This window comes from Pseudomonas sp. GM102, from assembly GCF_000282555.1.
Lineage (GTDB): Bacteria > Pseudomonadota > Gammaproteobacteria > Pseudomonadales > Pseudomonadaceae > Aquipseudomonas.
Map to the genome: position 1 here is coordinate 1 of NZ_AKJB01000008.1, position 16,371 is coordinate 16,371.

A 16,371-nucleotide genomic window follows, 5' to 3' on the forward strand; every position below is an offset into this window, starting at 1 on the left:
TGGCATCGGCTGCCACTCGCAAGTCTTCGGGATGGCTCAGGTAGTTTGGCTGGATCAGCGGCGCTTCTCGCGGGTCGGCGGAGCGAATGTCGATTCGGCCACGGCTTTGCGGGCGCAGATCGCAGACCGATGCAGTGAACGCGGGGAAGGCGTGCAGCGGCTCGCCGAAACGCTCCAGCGACAACGGTTGCACGTGGTATTCGAGGTTCGCCGAGGTCTGCTCCGGTCCCGAACGGGCGAAGGCACCAAGTTGGCTCGGGGCCATGGACAGCGGACCGCTGCGGTCATACAGATAACGCAGGCCCATGCCCATCTTGCCCCACAGCGTGCCGGCGATCTGGTTCAGGGTGCGAGCGTTTTCCAGTTTGTAGATCAGCCGCAATTGCAGATGGTCCTGCAGGTTGCCGCCCACACCGGGCAGTTCATGGGCAACGCCGATCCTTAGTTTTTGCAGCAATGGGCGAGGGCCGATGCCGGAACGCTGGAGAATGCCCGGTGAACCGACGGCACCGGCACACAGGACGATTTCCTTGCGCGCCTTGAAGGTTCTGGCCTGGTCTTGCCAACGTGCGCTGACCGCTGAGGCACGGCCGTTTTCCAGCAGTACGCGGTCCACTTCGACGTCTGTCAGCACCGTCAGATTGGCGCGCTTGCGGATCGGTTTGAGAAACGCTTTGGCCGCGTTCCAGCGGATCCCGGCTTTCTGATTGACCTGAAAGTAGCCGCAGCCTTCGTTGTCGCCCTGATTGAAGTCATCGATGCTGGCGATGCCGCTTTGCTCGGCTGCCGTGCGAAACGCATCAAGGATCGGCCACGACAGCCGCTGCCGCTCGACTCGCCATTGCCCGGCAGCGCCGTGAAATTCCGAGTCGCCGGCAAAATGGTTTTCGCTTTGCTTGAACAATGGCAGCACGTCTTGCCAGCCCCAGCCGGCATTGCCCTCGGCCGCCCAGCCTTCGTAATCGCCGGCCTGGCCGCGCATGTAGATCATGCCGTTGATCGAGGAACAGCCACCGAGCACCTTGCCGCGCGGGTAGCTCAGGGCGCGACCTTGCAGGCCCGGTTGCGCTTCGGTCTTGAAGCACCAGTCGGTGCGTGGGTTGCCGATGCAGAACAGGTAACCGACGGGAATGTGAATCCACGGATAGTTATCGCGGCCGCCGGCTTCGAGCAGCAACACGCGATGCTGCGGGTTGGCCGACAGTCGATTGGCCAGCAAACAACCGGCCGGCCCGGCGCCGACCACGATGTAGTCGTATTCATCAAGGGAAGTCTGCATCCCTGACCTCGTATTGTTGTTCTTGTTGTCGGTCATCCTAGTTGTTAGCTTTCGTTAAAAGAATGTTAGTTTTTGCGCAGCCGCTGTGCGTTTTTAAACAGCGTCGTTAACGGCATTGCCTCAAGGATGGTTCATGTTCGACTGGAATGACCTGCGGTTTTTTCTCGAATTGCAGCGCAGCGGCCGCTTGCTGACCGCCGCCCGCCGCTTGAACACCACCCACGCCACTGTGGCCCGGCACATCGAGGCCATCGAAAAAAGCCTCGGCACTGCGCTGTTCGTCCAACATGCGCAGGGCTATGAACTGACCCCGGCCGGCGAAGCGCTGCTCAAACACGCCGAAGCCATGGAAAACGTCGCGCTGCTGGCTCAGGAAGAAATCACCCAGTCATCCGCGCCGCTGGGCAAGATCCGGGTCGGGGTGACGGAAGGGCTGGGCATCATGTTCCTTGCCAGCCGCATGAACGGGCTGTTCGAACGCTATCCGGGATTGGAGGTGGAACTGGTGGCGGTGCCGCGCTTCGTCAGCATTCTCAATCGCGAAGCGGAGATCAGCATCCACCTCGAACGCCCGGCCGCTGACATGCTGGTCACCCGCAAACTCACCGACTATCGCCTGGCGCTCTACGCCAGCCAGGCCTATCTGGACCGTTCGCCACCATTGCGCAGCCGCGAAGACCTCGGTCGCCATGCGTGGATCGGCTACGTCGACGACTTGCTGTTCAGCCAGGAACTGATGTTCCTCAACAGCTTCTGCCGCAACCCCCAGGTGGTCTTTCACAGCACCAGCGTCATCGCCCAGCAACAGGCCGCGCGCTCGGGCCTGGGGATCGCCGTGCTGCCGTGCTACATGGCCAGCGCCGATCCCCAACTGGTGCCGTTGTTGCCGGATGAAAGCATCCAGCGCAGTTACTGGATCAGTACGCGGCGCGAGCTGCACAAGTCCGTACGGTTGCGGGTGTTGTGGGATTACGTGGTGGAGTTGTGTGAGCGTGAGCAACATCTGCTGCAAGGCTCCATTCCCCTGTAGGAGCGAGCGGTGCGGCGATCCGACTTGCCCAAGGCGTCATTTCTGGCACACCGTGTAATCGTTCTTCGCGGGCAAGCCTCGCTCCTACAAAGGCATCCGCCGCGAGTGAGGCTGCATCTCGCTCACAGCCCATTTAAACAAGAAAAATCGCGATCGTTTAAATGAAGCTTGCCGTTACCATCCAAAGGCTACAACGCCTTGCGCCACCGCCTACACGTAAGACAGAATCCGCCGGCTTGTGCGCCTTGGGCCCGCTCGGTAACTTGATTTTCGTCACTGCTCATTAGTGATCGGGTCTGCAAGCCCGCCGGAATACCAGTCGCATAGCTCTGCCACAGGACGCTCGTTTATGTCCTCGAAATGGCGGCTTTGTGCGGGAGATCTTCGGATCTGCCGGGTTCCTGGTTTCCCGGTCTTGCAGACCCGCACATAGCTGCCACCTAATGTAGGAGCGAGGCTTGCCCGCGAAGAACGATAACGAGGTGTGCCAGACCTGACGACTTCGCGGGCAAGCCTCGCTCCTACAGGGACCGTATTTCATGCGAAGGCTGTGGGGCTTCAGGCGAGGATTTCGAACGCCGTGCTGGCCAGCCGTTCGCCGTTGACCAGAATGTGCACGGCGTGCAAGCCAAGGTAATGCTTTCGGGTGGTGAGTTCTTTGATGTGCTGGCTGCGTGCGATGGATTCGGTAGCCTTGCCGGGCAGAGTCATCGCCTTGAGCTTGAACACCTTCGCTGACGTGCTGCCATTGGCTTTGACGTAATCAATCGCATAGTCGATCACCAGTCGTTGACTCTGCGCCACCGTGGACTTCACCGTGAACGACAGGGTGATTTTTTCACCCAGGCGAATCACCGCCGGCTCAACCTTCACGTCAATGATTTCAACTTCGGGCTTGCCGCCCGCGCCAATGATCGCCAGCGCCCGTTGGTTGCCCTGTTTGATCAGGCTGCGCAGGGCATGTCTGGCGATCCACGCCGTGTGTTTGTTGTCCAGTGACCAACCCTCGATCAGCGCCAGCACCCATTCGGGATGATCCTTGGTGATGTCGTTGAGGTGGTTGGCCACGGATTTACGCACGTATAGGCTTTCGTCGGCCTTGAGGTTATCGAGGATTGCAGCCGCCAGTGTCGGGTCGGCCTGGATTTGTTCCAGCCGGAACGACCATGGGAGGCGCGGTCGGCTGCCTTCGCTGGCCAGGCGCCGGACGTGTTCGTTTTCATCCTGCGACCAATCGTGCATCAGCTTGAGTGAGCGTTCGAGATCGCCGCGCAGAAAGTGCCGGATGGCAAATTCCGATGAGCCGAAGGCCGTGAAATATTTGAGTGCGTCCATCGACAGATCGAACGTGTGAGCGCCGTAGGTCGCGACGTAGTGCGGCAAAAACATACTGACGAAGGCGCTGTTCAGGCGCGGGGCGAGGGCGCGTAGGGCGTCGAGGGATTCTTCATAACCGAGCGGCAATACCGCGTGCAGGCATTCGCTGACGCGGGCCATGCGTTGCATGACTGAGAGATCCGCCAGACCGATTTTGGCCAGCTTCAGGAAGGCCTTGGCATCGAAACCGGGATAAACCGCCGTCATTTCGGTGGCGATGTGCGCGAGGCGTTCGGCGTTGAAGATTTCCTTCAGGGCGGGGGAGGTCTGGTCAGCCATAGTGGTTTCCTTGGTCGTTGTTGTTTATCCCATGCACCGCGTTATCGTTCTTCGCGAGCAAGCCCGCTCCCACAGTGACCGAGTCAGCCACAAGATCTGCGGCTGACATAGATCCCCTGTGGGAGCGAGCCTGCTCGCGATGAGGACATCAGGTCCACCTCAAACCTTACCCGCTTCCTCTTCCAACTGATCCGACTCAAACAGTTTTGCCAATTCTGCCCGCGCTTCCTGCGCCGTTTGCATCACCTTGGCCGCATCGTCATACACCGCATGCTGGGCTTCCAGCACCTGTTCATCGTGATGGGTAAAGCGCTTGATCCGCGCATCTGCCTGGGCCTGTGTCAGCCCCAACCCGACCAGAGTCCGTCGGGTCATTTCCAGGCTGGAATAATAGGTTTCCCGCACCGCCTGCGCCCCGACATCCACCAACCGGTGCACATGCTGACGGTTACGGGCGCGGGCGATGATTTTGATGTGCGGATAGAGCTTATGCACCACCTCCGCCGTCTTGATGTTGGTGTCGGGATCATCGGTGGCGATCACGAAAAACTCCGCCTGCTCGACCTTGGCCGCGCTGAGGATTTCCGGGCGCATCGGGTCGCCATAGAACACCGGCACACCGCCGAAGCTGCGGGACAATTCGATGGTTTCCACCGATGTGTCGAGGGCGATGAACTTGATGTTCTGCGCCCGCAGAATCCGCGCCACGATCTGCCCCATACGGCCCATGCCGGCGATGACGACACGGGGCGTGTCGGCGTCGATTTCGCGGAACTTCTGCGGCACCTCCACGGGCTGAACCTTGGGGCTGACCAGTCGGGCGCACAACAGCAACAACAGCGGTGTCACGGCCATGGACAAGGTAATCGTCAGCACCAGCAGGTCGTACAGGCGTGGCTCGAACAGCCCCTGATCACGACCGATCTTGAACACCACAAATGCGAACTCACCACCGGCCGCCAGCACGATGCCGAGGCGAATCGCACTGACCTTGCCCAAACCTCCGGCCAGTCGACCGACAACAAACAGCAGCGGCAACTTGATGGCGATCAGCAGCAGGGTCAGCCCCAGCACCACGACTGGCGCGCTCAGCAGCAGACTCAAATTGGCGCCCATGCCGACGCTGATAAAAAACAGCCCCAGCAGCAGTCCCTTGAACGGTTCGATCTGCGCTTCCAGCTCGTGACGGTATTCGGAATCCGCCAGCAGCAAACCGGCGAGGAACGCGCCGAGTGCCATGGACACGCCGACCAGGTCCATCAGCCATGCCGTGCCGATCACCACCAGCAACGCGGTGGCGGTGGACACCTCCGGCAGACCGGTCTTGGCCACCACCCGGAACACCGGTCGCAGCAAGTACCGTCCGCCAATCACCACTACCGCGATACTGCCCAGCACCCGCAAGCCATGGTTCAAATCTTCGGCGGCACTGGTGGTGTGATCGCCACCTGCCAGCAGCGGCACCATCGCGATCAGCGGGATCGCGGCGATGTCCTGGAACAGCAAAATCGCGAACGCCAACCGCCCATGGGGGCTGGTCAGCTCCTTGCGCTCGGCCAGGCTTTGCAAACCAAATGCGGTGGACGACAACGCCAGGCCCAGGCCCAACACGATCGCGCTATTCAGCGATTGGCCGAACACAAACAACGCCAGCACACCAATCACCGAACCGGTCAGCAGCACCTGCGCCAGGCCCACGCCGAACACCGATTTGCGCATCACCCACAAGCGTCGCGGCGACAGTTCAAGGCCAATAATGAACAGCAACAACACCACTCCGAGTTCGGAAATATGGCTGACACTTTGCGGGTTACCGATCAAACCCAGCACCGACGGCCCGATGATCACCCCGGCAAACAGATAACCCAACACCGCCCCCAATTGCAGGCGCTTGGCCAAGGGGACGGTGAGCACCGCCGCGAATAAAAAGACGACAGCGGCTTGCAACAGGTTGCCTTCGTGGGGCATGGCGAAACTCCTGGGTGGGGGCAGGCGAGAGCGGCGTTCGCCCGATTTTCAGCGGGGCGTCAGGATAATGGCTGGCGTCCATTCAGTCAGCAACGAGGTTATTGATCGAACGCCACGGCTCAGTGGGGCCATTGTTCGAGCAGAATCGAAACGAACTTCTCCGCCGCCGGCGATAACGATGCGCCCCGACGGTACACCAGGCCGAGTGTCCGGTTCACGACGGGGTCAGTCAGCGGGATGCTCACTAGTGTCGGGTGATCCGCCGCCGGCATCGCGAGACTCGGCATGGCGGAAACCCCAAGCCCGGCTTCGACCATGCCCAGCGAGGTGGACAAATGCTGCACTTCATAAAACCACTGCGGACGCCAGCTCAGGCCCGATAGAGCGTGGTCCAGCAACATGCGGTTGCCGCTCAGGCGCCCGACGCCGATCAACCGGTAATCGCTCAGTTCTGACCAGGTCACGGACGTTCGCTGGGCCAGTTCATGGTCACGACGGCAGGCCAGGACGAAGGGTTCGTTGACCAGTGAAACGAATTCGATGTCCGGGTGCTGGCCGCTCATCATGTTGATGCCGAAGTCGGCTTCCCCCCGCAACACTGCTTCGAGCCCTTCATTGGCGCTGAGGTCGAGCAAGCGGATGCGGATTTTCGGATAGCGTTCGTTATAAAGACGAATCACCGACGGCAGGAAGTAAAACGCAGCGGTTGGAATGCAGGCCAGGGTCACCTGACCGATTTGCCGTTCGGCCAATTCACGGATGTTCAGGATCGAATCGTCGAAGTCATCCAGTAATCGACGAGCCTTGGGCAGGAAGTCGCGACCGACGCTGGTCAGGCTGACCTTGCGCGTGGTGCGATCGAGCAACGTAGTCCCTAAACCCTCTTCAAGTTTTTTTATCCGCCGGCTCAAGGCTGGTTGCGACAGATGCAGTGCATCGGCAGCTTCGTGAAAACTCCCCAGTTCGGCGATTTTCACGAAAGATCGGATGTCCTGAAGCTCATATTCCATGTTTTATCTCGTTGGGGAGGGCGTTGGACCACGTTCTGAACGTTAAAACTTTCTTTTGTGAAACGCAATAATTGCTCCGATCTTTGCATTGGAAACACAATTACTTCCCTGTCACTCTTGTTTGCAAGACATCAATTACCCCGATTGATTAACAAGAGTTAGTGGCCATGCAACGAATTCCTTGTGTGCTGATGCGCGGTGGTACCTCAAAGGGACCGGTATTTCTCGCCTGGGATCTGCCGGTTTCGGTTGAAGAGCGCGATGAGTTGTTGCTCTCGGTGATGGGCTCCGGTCACGAACTGGAGATCGACGGCATCGGCGGCGGTAGCCCGCAGACCAGCAAGGTCGCCATCGTCAGCCCTTCGTTACATCCCGATGCCGATGTTGATTACTTGTTCGTTCAGGTCATGGTGTCCCAGCGTCGGGTGGATACCGCCCCGAACTGCGGCAACATGCTCTGCGCGGTCGGGCCGTTTGCCATCGAGCAAGGCCTGGTCAAGGCGGTCGGTGAGCTAACCCGCGTGCGGATTCGCAATCTCAACACCGGCACCTTCGTTACCTCTGACGTGCAGACACCAAACGGCAAAGTCAGCTATGAAGGTGACACCGCCATCGATGGCGTGCCAGGCAGCGCGGCACCGGTTCAACTGACATTCCTTGACGCAGCGGGCAGCAAGACCGGCAAGCTGTTTCCAACCGGCAGCACCCAGGACTGGTTCGACGACATTCCGGTGACCTGTATCGACATGGCCATGCCCATGCTGATCATCGAGGCGCGTCACTTGGGCAAACGCGGCGATGAAACTCCAGTCGAGCTGGACGCCGACAAAGACTTTATGCGCCGTCTCGAAGCTCTGCGACTGCGTGCCGGCGTGGCCATGGGGCTGGGCGACGTCAGCGACAAGGTCATCCCCAAGCCTGTGCTGGTTGCACCGGCCAAGGCCGGTGGCACGTTGCAGGTTCGCTACTTCATGCCGCACAACTGCCACCGTGCGCTGGCCATTACCGGTTCCATCGGTCTGGCCACGGCCTGTGTCAGCGAAGGCAGTGTGGTGGCGCAGATGCTCGGCAATATCGGTGGGCCACGATTGCAACAGGTGCGAATCGAGCACCCGAGCGGCGGCATCGATGTCGTGTTGTCCTACACCGGTAAAAACGGTGAGACAATCCGCGCCTCTGTTGTTCGTACCGCGCGAAGACTGTTTTCCGGCTTTGTGTATGCCCCGGTTTCCCAACGGCTCGCCGGGTAGTCTTCCCGCGCAGTCACTGTCGTTTTTGCATCAGAACAATTCTAAAAATGGGTGATGCCATGAAAGTTGTTAAATCGCTCTACTTCCAGATCCTCTGCGCCGTGCTACTGGGCGTCGTGGTCGGGCACTTCTGGGCTCAGCAGGCCATTACCCTCAAGCCGTTGGGTGATGCCTTCATCAAGCTGATCAAAATGATGATTGCGCCAGTGGTGTTCTGCACCATCGTCACCGGCATCGCCGGGATGAACGACAAACGCTCCCTTGGCCGCTTGCTGAGCAAGACCATGCTGCTGTTTCTCGGGCTGACGGTGATCAGCCTGTTCATAGGCCTGGTCGCGGTCTACGTGTTCAAGCCGGGCGTGGGCATGAACATCGATCCGAGCCAATTGAGTACGGCAGGTCTATCCCAGTACACCGAGTCTGCGGCGAAGCTTGGGGTGGTCGAGTTTTTCATGCACATCATCCCTGACACCTTTATAGGTGCGTTCAGTAAAGGTGAAGTGCTGCCGGTGCTGTTTATCGCGGTGCTGTGCGGTTTCGCCCTGTCTTCCCTGGGCGACCGTGGCAAGCCAGTACTCGATGTACTGGAAGCGGCATCGCAGATGGTCTTCAAGATTTTTTCCTACTTGATGCGTTTTGCGCCGATCGGTGCCTTCGGGGCACTGGCGTTCACCGTCGGACAGTACGGCATCACCTCGCTGGGTTCGCTGGCAAAGTTGATCATGACCTTGTACGTCGCCTGCGCCTTCTTCGTCTTTGTGGTACTGGGGAGCATTTGCCGCGCCCACGGCTTCAGCCTATGGAAGCTGCTGCGTTACCTGCGCGAAGAGTTTCTGGTGGTGCTGGGGACTTCCTCTACTGAGCCGGTCATGCCACGCATGCTGGAGAAACTTCAGGCATTGGGATGCAGCAAAGGCGTGGTCGGGCTGGTGCTGCCGACGGGGTACTCGTTTAACCTCGATGGCACGGCGATCTACCTGTCTCTGGCGGCAATTTTCATTGCCCAGGCCTGCAACATTGATCTGACCGTGACCCAAACCTTGACCATGCTGGCGATCATGTTGCTGTCGTCCAAGGGCGCGGCGGGGGTGACTGGCAGCGGTTTCGTGGCGCTGGCTTCCACGCTCACGGTGATCCATGACATTCCGCTGGCTGGTCTGGCGCTGTTGATCGGGATCGACCGTTTCATGTCTGAAGCACGGGCCTTGACCAGTCTGGCCAGTAACGCCGTGGCGACTGTGGTGATCTCTATCTCGGAGAACGCCTGCGACCGTCAGGTCCTGCTCGATACCCTGGACGGTAAAAAACCGGCTGTCCCGGATGGCGATCAAACCTGGGACCGCGTCGGAACCACCACGCACATTTAGTACTGCGTAAGTGCTGCAAAAACTAACCTTTTTACTACCTGCTGCCGGGCGTCGCCGATCGCGTCGCCTGGCGGGCTCGGAGTCGTTCGCCTGCGCGTCGGCCACACAATCCATAACAACAAGAGAGTTGCCTTATGCTTGCCTTACTCGGCTTGGCCATGGTGGTTGTGTTCACCTTTCTGATCATGACCAAACGTCTGTCACCGATCGTTGCGTTGACCGTTGTTCCGATCGTCTTTGCGGTTATCGGCGGTTTTGGTGGGACTACCGGCAAAATGATGCTTGATGGCCTGAAAATGGTCGCACCGTCGGCGGCGCTGCTGCTGTTCGCGATTCTGTTTTTCGGTTTGATGATCGACTCGGGGCTGTTCGATCCGCTGATCCGCAAGATTCTCAAACGGGTCAACGGTGACCCGATGAAAATCGCGGTCGGCACTGCGCTGCTGTCGCTGACTGTCGCCCTGGACGGTGACGGCACGACCACTTACATGATCACCTGCGCGGCGATGCTGCCGTTGTACAAGCGCATCGGCATGAACCCGATGATTCTGGCGACCATCGCCATGCTGTCACTGAGCATCATGAGCGGCATGACCCCTTGGGGCGGCCCGGCGACCCGGGCGATTGCCGCGCTGGGGCTGGATGCCGGGGCGTACTTCATTCCGTTGTTGCCAACCATGGTCGGTGGCGCCGCGTGGGTGGTGTTCACCGCGTTCCTGCTGGGCCGCACCGAGCGTAAACGCATCGGCAATACCCAACTGCAGAGCGGTGGCGGTGATTGCTACATCAAAGCGATTCTTGAGGATACGCCGCACAAGCGCCCGAAACTTGCCTACGTCAACCTGTTGCTGGTGACTGCGGTGATGGTCGCGCTGGTGATGGGGATCATGCATTCCGCGATCCTGTTTCTGATCGGTTTCGTGTTGGCGCTGATGATCAACTACCCGCAGCTGGACATTCAGAAGGAGCGCATTCTCGCCCACTCCGGCAACGCCATGACCGTGGTGCTGCTGGTATTCGCGGCTGGTATTTTCGCCGGGATTTTCTCCGGTACCAAAATGGTCGACGCCCTGGCGCAAACCCTGGTGGACTGGATTCCACCGTCTTGGGGTCACTTGTTCCCGCTGGTGGTGGCGATCACCAGCATGCCGTTGACATTCGTGCTGTCCAACGATGCTTATTACTTCGGTGTGGTGCCGATCCTCGCCAACGCGGCGGCGGCCTATGGGATCGATCCGGTGGAAATCGCCCGGGCGTCGATTCTTGGCCAACCGGTGCACCTGATGAGCCCGCTGGTGGCCTCGACCCTGTTGCTGGTGGGGATGGTCGATCGCGACATCGGCGACTTCCAGCGCGCCACCGTCAAATGGGCGGTGCTCACCTCCCTGGTGGTCACCGCGCTGGCTCTGCTGACCGGTGCCTTGACGCTGTTCTCCTGATTCACCCCTGACTCGTCGCTGATAGAGCTCCACGCTCCCGATGACGGGTGCGCGGCCACGTGCATCCTTAAAACAACAATATGAGTAGTTCGACATGATCCATTTTCTGACTCGCGGGGCTCTTCTTCCTCTTCTGGGCGTGTTGCCGATGGCCACTGCCGGTGCGAGTGATTTCATCGACGACAGCAAGTTGAAGCTGCAACTGCGCAACGTCTATTTCAACGAAAACTTTCGCGATGAGCATGGCTTGAGTGCGCGTTCGGCCAGAACTGCCAAAAGTGAGCGCACCGAGTGGGCCCAAGGGTTCCTGCTGGATTTCCAGTCGGGGTTCACCCCCGGCACTATCGGTTTCGGGATCGACGCATTGGGCTTGCTGGGGGTCAAACTTGATTCCGGGGGGGGGCCGCAGTGGCACCGGTCTGTTGCCGGTACACGATGACGGTCGCGCCGCCGATGAGTTTGCCAGCGCCGGGGCTGCGGCCAAGGTCAAACTGGCCAAGACCACCCTCAAGTACGGCACACTGCTGCCCAAAACCCCGGTACTGATCTATAACGATGCGCGCTTGCTGCCGCAGACTTATGAGGGAGGGCAAGTCGTCAGCACCGACATCGAAAACCTGACCCTGACTGGCGGTCATCTGGACCGATTCAAGCTGCGCGATTCCACCGACAGCGTGTCGATTGTTCCTGACGGATACTCAGGCGACAAAGGTGGCGATTTCACCTACGCCGGCGGTGATTACAAACTCGGCAAGAACACCCGTCTGAGTTACTTCTATGGTGAACTGGAAAATTTCTATCGCCAGAACTTTGCCGGCCTCCAGCACGATCTGCCATTGGGCCCCGGGGTGTTGACCGGCGACCTGCGTTATTTCAGCAGCAATGACGCGGGCCGTGCCTACGCCTCGAAAATCGATAACGACATGCTCAGCGGTCAGCTGTCCTACGCGGTGGCGGGGCACACCTTTGGCGGCGGTTATCAACAACTCAGCGGTGACGCCGGGTTGCCATACATCAGCGGTGCGACGGTGTACTCATTCAGCAACGTCGGCATCGGCAAGTTCATCGAAGAGGACGAGAAGACCTGGATGCTCAGTTACGGTTACGACTTTGCACCGGTGGGCGTGCCCGGGCTGACGTTCATGACCCGTTATCTCAAAGGCAACGACGGCAAGTCCGACACCAACATCAAAGAGTCCGAACGCGACACGGAACTGGCCTATGTGGTCCAGAGCGGCACGTTCAAGGGTGTTGGCGTAAAGCTGCGCAACTATGTCTACCGTTCGGACTTCGCGCGTGGACGTGACAGCAATCGGATCTATTTCACCTACGACATTGCTCTCTGGTAGGGCTCCGTGGCGCCTGCGTCAGACCCGGCTCACCGTCTGCTCGCCCAACCGATACTGATTATTCCCACTGCGTTTAGCCTCATACATCGCCAGATCGGCAATGTGAATCAACCGGTCCATGCTCGGCGCATGGTCCGGGAACACCCTGCCACGCCGAGGCTGGTGCTGATGTGGCGCTGGTCGTTGCCGATGGTCACTGGTGGTGCGAGTTCGACGAAGATTTTCTGGCAGATGCTGCGAGCTTCGTCCTGTAAGTTGATGCCTTGGGGGAGCCTGATCGCCACTCGGCGACTTTTCGTACAGACCCTGGCAAGCAGGAGGTGGGTCAGTGCGCCACTGACGGTTGGGTAGCGACCGAGACGGTGAAGGTCACGACAAACAGCACGACGAGTACCCAGAACATTACCATGACTGTCAGCATGACGACCTTCAGGCTTTGATAAAGCCAGCGCAACCAATGGCCTTCGGGTTTTGCTTCTGAGCGGGTTCTGAGTACGCCTTTCAAATAGAAGCCGAGGAGGGCCAGCAGTGCGCCATCAATCAACAGCGCAGGCAGGCCGGCTTCGGGGAAAATGCTTCCCCACCGATAGAATGACGACCGGCTCAGGAACACCACATAACAAATGAGGCTGCCGTAGGGGATGGCTCTCCACCATTTACCGGCCAGCGCTCCGACCATCAGGCTCATAATCACCATGAACGGGTTGAGGAGAATATTGATCATCCACTCCAGTACGTTGGGGAAGTAGCCCGGGGAATGGATGCTGCGCCAGATGTGTTCAAACATTGTTCCTGTTCCTGCCTTCTATGGAGTAAGTGCTGCTTCGGTGCTTCCGTGCCGCTGCACGGTATCGGCGTATTGTCGGGTTACATAAGTCCTGTTGTGTAAATTAGGGGCTGTACGAAAAGTCGCCGAGTGGCGATCAGGCAGTTTCCGTACAGAGCCTGGTTCACGACCACTGCCGGATACAGAGCGAAACGGTTGCCAATAGCCTGCATTTCTGGGAAAACGGCGCCCATCAAGCCCGTTCGGGCAAGCGCAAAGATAGAGTGAATGTGATGAATGATGAATTGCAGGTAATCGACCTTGAAGTGGGCGATGGCAAAGCCGCCGTCAAAGGCGCGCTGATCACTACTCAATATCGGGGTTGGCTGGAGGACGGTACTGAATTCGATTCTTCCTACAGCCGGGGTAAGCCTTTTCAGTGCGTGATTGGTACCGGGCGGGTAATCAAGGGCTGGGATCAGGGAATCATGGGTATGCAGGTTGGCGGTAAACGCAAGCTACTGGTGCCGGCACATCTGGCTTATGGCGAGCGGACGATGGGCGCGATTACGCCGAATTCGAATCTGATTTTCGAGATTGAATTGCTGGAAGTGCTGACGCGGGATGATTGATAACCGTGTGAGTTGAAATGAGAAACCCGCCATCTCCGTGAGGAGAACGCGGGTTTTTTGCTATCTGTGGCGAGGGAGCTTGCTCCCGTTGGGCTGCGCAGCGGCCCTAAAACCCGTGAATGCGGTGTGTCAGGTAATCTCCGCTCGCCAGTTTTGCGGCTGCTGCGCACCCGAGCGGGAGCAAGCTCCCTCGCCACAGTTCAGTGCCTGTTTCACGGTCAGTGTCCCTTTGCTAAACGGCAAGTCAGGTGAATACCTCAATATCATCAAGGGTGTCCACCACAGTCCCTTCCAGGGAGGGGAATTTTTCCTTCACTTTTTCAAGGGCCGGGAGTACGGCACCCAAATCCAGATCACCCTGTCTGCGGGCGATGTGACCGAGCGCGGTGATGGCAGCTGCTGCAACCGATTCGGACTCACTCTCGAGGTATTTCAGGCAGGTGTTCTGAGCCCAAATCCTGTCTTGCTCATTCAGCCCGATAGAAACCAGTGCGGTGGCAACGCTGGTTTCTACGCCGCTGGCTAGAAGCCTCGTGGCTTCCTCGTGGCTCATTGTTGGATCTTGGTAGAGAAGGCTCACATTTTTACTCTGCTCTGTGGCGAGGGGGCTTGCTCCCGTTGGGCTGCGCAGCGGCCCTGAAACCCGTGAATGCGGTGTGTCAGGTAATCTCCGCTCGCCAGTTTTACGACTGCTGCGCAGCCGAACGGGGGCAAGCCCCCTCGCCACAGACCATCGGCTATTGCTGCGGATCGATGTTGTCCAGCGCCCGGTTCACGGCCAGTTCACCCAGCATGATGACCTGCTGAATCCCCAACACTGTGTTGCGATGTGGGTCTTCCAGAAGGTTTGCAAAGTCACTGACCATGACACTGGCTGATGCCAGTGATTCGCAGGCATTGGCCAGCAAGCTTTCGGTATCGATGTCGGGGGCGACGACGAACATTGTGCTGGGTTTGCGTGGGGGCTTGGGTGAAACCGATTCGGCTTCTGAATCAGGGGGATTTGGAGTGTGTTTGAACATTGCTTAGGTACCTTTATTGATGCTGCAACCTCCTCGCGACTAAACGAAGGGGGTGGCAGCTGTAGGCAGGTTAGTCGACCGGGTACCAAAGCTTTACCGGCGCACCCGAAGGTGCCCTGCGCACAGCTGCCATTGAGCGCAGGCATGGTAATACCTGACTGAACGGAGTGCGTGCTGCTTTGGGAACTACCGAGCGACTAAACCCGATCACTGACCATTCAGTGACGGGAATCAAGTTACCGACGGGCCCCAAGGCGCACAAGCCGGCGGATTCTGGCGTAGTTGTAGGCAATGACGCAAGGCGCTGTAGCCTGTTGCGCACGCCTCAAGTGATGCTTCGTTTGTCATGCCGTCTTCGCGAGCAAGCCCGCTCCCACAAGGGTTTTGTGTCGATCACAAATGTTGTGAGCATCGACGATCCACTGTGGGAGCGGGCTTGCTCGCGAAAAACGATGACGCGCAGGGCAGATCAGTGAACAAAGGAATACGCCCGTTCAAAGAAGGACGGTAGTGCCAGGTCAACCGGTCCAAAGCAGGTTGCATTGCCAGGATCTCAGCCAGCGTCGCACGGGCAATGCTTAAGGCCAACACCTGCCCCGGACATTGATGACGTCCCGCGCCAAACGTGAAGCTGCGACGGTTCGGACGGTCGAGCTGAAACGTGTCGGGATCATCATTAAGCCGTGGATCTCGATTGGCCGAGGCCAGCAGCACCAGGATGACGTCGCCGGGGTTCAGGTTCACGCCGTCAATTTCACACGGCGCGGCGACGAAGCGGCGGGTGTTTTGCACCGACGGATCGAAGCGCTGGACTTCAGCGATCAAGTCATCAACATGAGCCGAATACAACTGTGGGTTTCGCCTCAACGCCAATAGCGCATTACCGATCAGCCCGGCAGTGGCTTCATGGGTTTGGGAGAACAATCCAATCAGGTTGGCGATCAAGCTTTCAGAATCGGTCGATGTCACCTCGAAACGCTGCCGGATACCGGCGAGCAGGGCGCTTCGATTGTTCGGGTCGTCCAGAAGCTCGATGAAATAACCCTTCAGCTGTTCCGCCGCGACATGGGCGGCGTCCAGTTGCGCCTGATCGCTGAGGGGCGACAGGCAGGCGACGAAGTCTGCGGTCAGCTCGCTGATGGCCCGGCCCTGAGCCGGGGAGAATCCCAACAACGCCGCTACCACGCAGACTGGCCCGCGAAACATCGCCGCGTACAACCCGTCGGCGCCCGGGGTAATCAATCGAGCGCCGACCAACGCATTGACCTCGTTCACATCAATCAACGCCAGCCCCGGCTCAATCGCCGCCCTCGGGCAACGCTGCCGCTCACCCTCATTCATCCGCATCAACTGACCGAACACCTTGCCGGCCATGCCTTGAGCAATCGCCTTGGGCACCGGCTCGTGGGTTGGCCGCACATGACAGTCCGGATGCGCCAGCACGGCGGCAACGGCTCGGGCGCTGCTGGCCACCCACAGTTTCAGTCCTTGATGAAAAACCAGCCCCCCCTCGGCGCGCAGTTGTGCGTAGTAGGGGTAGGGATCGGCGTGAGTCGCAGCGATGATCGGGTCCATGGGTCGCAGCCTTATCGAGGGTGGGAAA

At 59.0% G+C, this 16,371-nt stretch carries 13 protein-coding genes and 2 pseudogenes; 6 read left to right on the plus strand and 9 right to left on the minus strand.

Annotated elements, in window-relative coordinates; translation table 11 throughout:
- Positions 1-1,279: GMC family oxidoreductase (locus PMI18_RS27225; protein ID WP_007895088.1), on the minus strand; the 1,279-nt coding region annotated here is incomplete at its 3' end.
- 133 nt (positions 1,280-1,412) lie between these two features.
- Between PMI18_RS27225 and PMI18_RS27220 the strand changes: the two genes are divergently transcribed.
- Positions 1,413-2,309: a LysR family transcriptional regulator gene (locus PMI18_RS27220; RefSeq protein ID WP_007895089.1), complete on the plus strand. Its 897-nt coding sequence runs from the start codon at positions 1,413-1,415 to the stop codon at positions 2,307-2,309.
- Positions 2,310-2,867: 558 nt separating this feature from the next.
- Here PMI18_RS27220 and PMI18_RS27215 read toward each other — a convergent pair.
- The 3 genes from PMI18_RS27215 to PMI18_RS27205 all read right to left on the minus strand — a co-directional run bounded on the left by PMI18_RS27215 (position 2,868) and on the right by PMI18_RS27205 (position 6,943).
- Positions 2,868-3,965, minus strand: coding sequence for a DNA alkylation repair protein (locus PMI18_RS27215; RefSeq protein WP_007895090.1), 1,098 nt, complete (start codon positions 3,963-3,965; stop codon positions 2,868-2,870).
- Between the two features lie 159 nt (positions 3,966-4,124).
- Positions 4,125-5,933 carry a monovalent cation:proton antiporter-2 (CPA2) family protein gene (locus tag PMI18_RS27210; RefSeq protein ID WP_007895091.1) on the minus strand — a complete coding sequence of 603 codons (1,809 nt, stop codon included), beginning with the start codon at positions 5,931-5,933 and terminating at the stop codon, positions 4,125-4,127.
- A 119-nt stretch (positions 5,934-6,052) separates the two neighbouring features.
- The gene (locus tag PMI18_RS27205) at positions 6,053-6,943 is read right to left on the minus strand and encodes a LysR family transcriptional regulator (RefSeq protein WP_007895093.1); all 891 of its coding nucleotides are present in this window, start codon (positions 6,941-6,943) and stop codon (positions 6,053-6,055) included.
- 167 nt (positions 6,944-7,110) lie between these two features.
- Here PMI18_RS27205 and PMI18_RS27200 point away from each other — a divergent pair, with 167 nt between their 5' ends.
- The 4 genes and pseudogenes from PMI18_RS27200 (at position 7,111) to PMI18_RS0129245 (ending at position 12,348) form a co-directional block, all read left to right on the plus strand.
- A complete protein-coding gene (locus tag PMI18_RS27200; RefSeq protein WP_007895095.1) occupies positions 7,111-8,193 on the plus strand; it encodes a 4-oxalomesaconate tautomerase in 1,083 nt (360 codons plus the stop codon).
- Between the two features lie 47 nt (positions 8,194-8,240).
- Positions 8,241-9,560 carry a C4-dicarboxylate transporter DctA gene (gene dctA / locus PMI18_RS27195; RefSeq protein WP_033035677.1) on the plus strand — a complete coding sequence of 440 codons (1,320 nt, stop codon included), beginning with the start codon at positions 8,241-8,243 and terminating at the stop codon, positions 9,558-9,560.
- A 134-nt stretch (positions 9,561-9,694) separates the two neighbouring features.
- Positions 9,695-10,999, plus strand: a complete 1,305-nt coding sequence (locus tag PMI18_RS27190; protein ID WP_007895099.1) for a CitMHS family transporter — start codon at positions 9,695-9,697, stop codon at positions 10,997-10,999.
- A gap of 94 nt (positions 11,000-11,093) precedes the next feature.
- Positions 11,094-12,348, plus strand: a pseudogene (locus PMI18_RS0129245) (OprD family porin).
- Positions 12,349-12,366: 18 nt separating this feature from the next.
- Here the strand turns inward: PMI18_RS0129245 and PMI18_RS29975 are convergent.
- Both PMI18_RS29975 and PMI18_RS27185 read right to left on the minus strand, forming a co-directional pair.
- Positions 12,367-12,623 (minus strand): annotated as a pseudogene (locus tag PMI18_RS29975) (diguanylate cyclase domain-containing protein); the annotation flags it as partial.
- Positions 12,624-12,673: 50 nt separating this feature from the next.
- The gene (locus PMI18_RS27185; RefSeq protein WP_007895102.1) at positions 12,674-13,135 is read right to left on the minus strand and encodes a hypothetical protein; all 462 of its coding nucleotides are present in this window, start codon (positions 13,133-13,135) and stop codon (positions 12,674-12,676) included.
- 272 nt (positions 13,136-13,407) lie between these two features.
- Here PMI18_RS27185 and PMI18_RS27180 point away from each other — a divergent pair, with 272 nt between their 5' ends.
- Positions 13,408-13,746: an FKBP-type peptidyl-prolyl cis-trans isomerase gene (locus PMI18_RS27180; RefSeq protein ID WP_007895103.1), complete on the plus strand. Its 339-nt coding sequence runs from the start codon at positions 13,408-13,410 to the stop codon at positions 13,744-13,746.
- A 244-nt stretch (positions 13,747-13,990) separates the two neighbouring features.
- Here the strand turns inward: PMI18_RS27180 and PMI18_RS27175 are convergent, their stop codons facing one another.
- The 3 genes from PMI18_RS27175 to PMI18_RS27165 form a co-directional block, all read right to left on the minus strand.
- Positions 13,991-14,299, minus strand: coding sequence for a hypothetical protein (locus PMI18_RS27175; protein WP_007895104.1), 309 nt, complete (start codon positions 14,297-14,299; stop codon positions 13,991-13,993).
- Between the two features lie 184 nt (positions 14,300-14,483).
- Complete coding sequence (locus tag PMI18_RS27170; protein WP_007895105.1) at positions 14,484-14,768, minus strand: DUF6124 family protein; 285 nt, start codon at positions 14,766-14,768, stop codon at positions 14,484-14,486.
- A gap of 393 nt (positions 14,769-15,161) precedes the next feature.
- Entirely contained in the window at positions 15,162-16,343 is a 1,182-nt protein-coding gene (locus PMI18_RS27165; protein ID WP_007895107.1) for a cytochrome P450, read from the minus strand.
- Positions 16,344-16,371 lie beyond the last annotated feature (28 nt).

Coding starts and splice junctions, on each gene's coding strand:
- PMI18_RS27220 (WP_007895089.1), top strand. CDS start 1,413: ATGTTCGACTGGAATGACCTGCGGTTTTTTCTCGAATTGCAGCGCAGC.
- PMI18_RS27215 (WP_007895090.1), bottom strand. CDS start 3,965: ATGGCTGACCAGACCTCCCCCGCCCTGAAGGAAATCTTCAACGCCGAA.
- PMI18_RS27210 (WP_007895091.1), bottom strand. CDS start 5,933: ATGCCCCACGAAGGCAACCTGTTGCAAGCCGCTGTCGTCTTTTTATTC.
- PMI18_RS27205 (WP_007895093.1), bottom strand. CDS start 6,943: ATGGAATATGAGCTTCAGGACATCCGATCTTTCGTGAAAATCGCCGAA.
- PMI18_RS27200 (WP_007895095.1), top strand. CDS start 7,111: ATGCAACGAATTCCTTGTGTGCTGATGCGCGGTGGTACCTCAAAGGGA.
- dctA (WP_033035677.1), top strand. CDS start 8,241: ATGGGTGATGCCATGAAAGTTGTTAAATCGCTCTACTTCCAGATCCTC.
- PMI18_RS27190 (WP_007895099.1), top strand. CDS start 9,695: ATGCTTGCCTTACTCGGCTTGGCCATGGTGGTTGTGTTCACCTTTCTG.
- PMI18_RS27185 (WP_007895102.1), bottom strand. CDS start 13,135: ATGTTTGAACACATCTGGCGCAGCATCCATTCCCCGGGCTACTTCCCC.
- PMI18_RS27180 (WP_007895103.1), top strand. CDS start 13,408: ATGAATGATGAATTGCAGGTAATCGACCTTGAAGTGGGCGATGGCAAA.
- PMI18_RS27175 (WP_007895104.1), bottom strand. CDS start 14,299: ATGAGCCACGAGGAAGCCACGAGGCTTCTAGCCAGCGGCGTAGAAACC.
- PMI18_RS27170 (WP_007895105.1), bottom strand. CDS start 14,768: ATGTTCAAACACACTCCAAATCCCCCTGATTCAGAAGCCGAATCGGTT.
- PMI18_RS27165 (WP_007895107.1), bottom strand. CDS start 16,343: ATGGACCCGATCATCGCTGCGACTCACGCCGATCCCTACCCCTACTAC.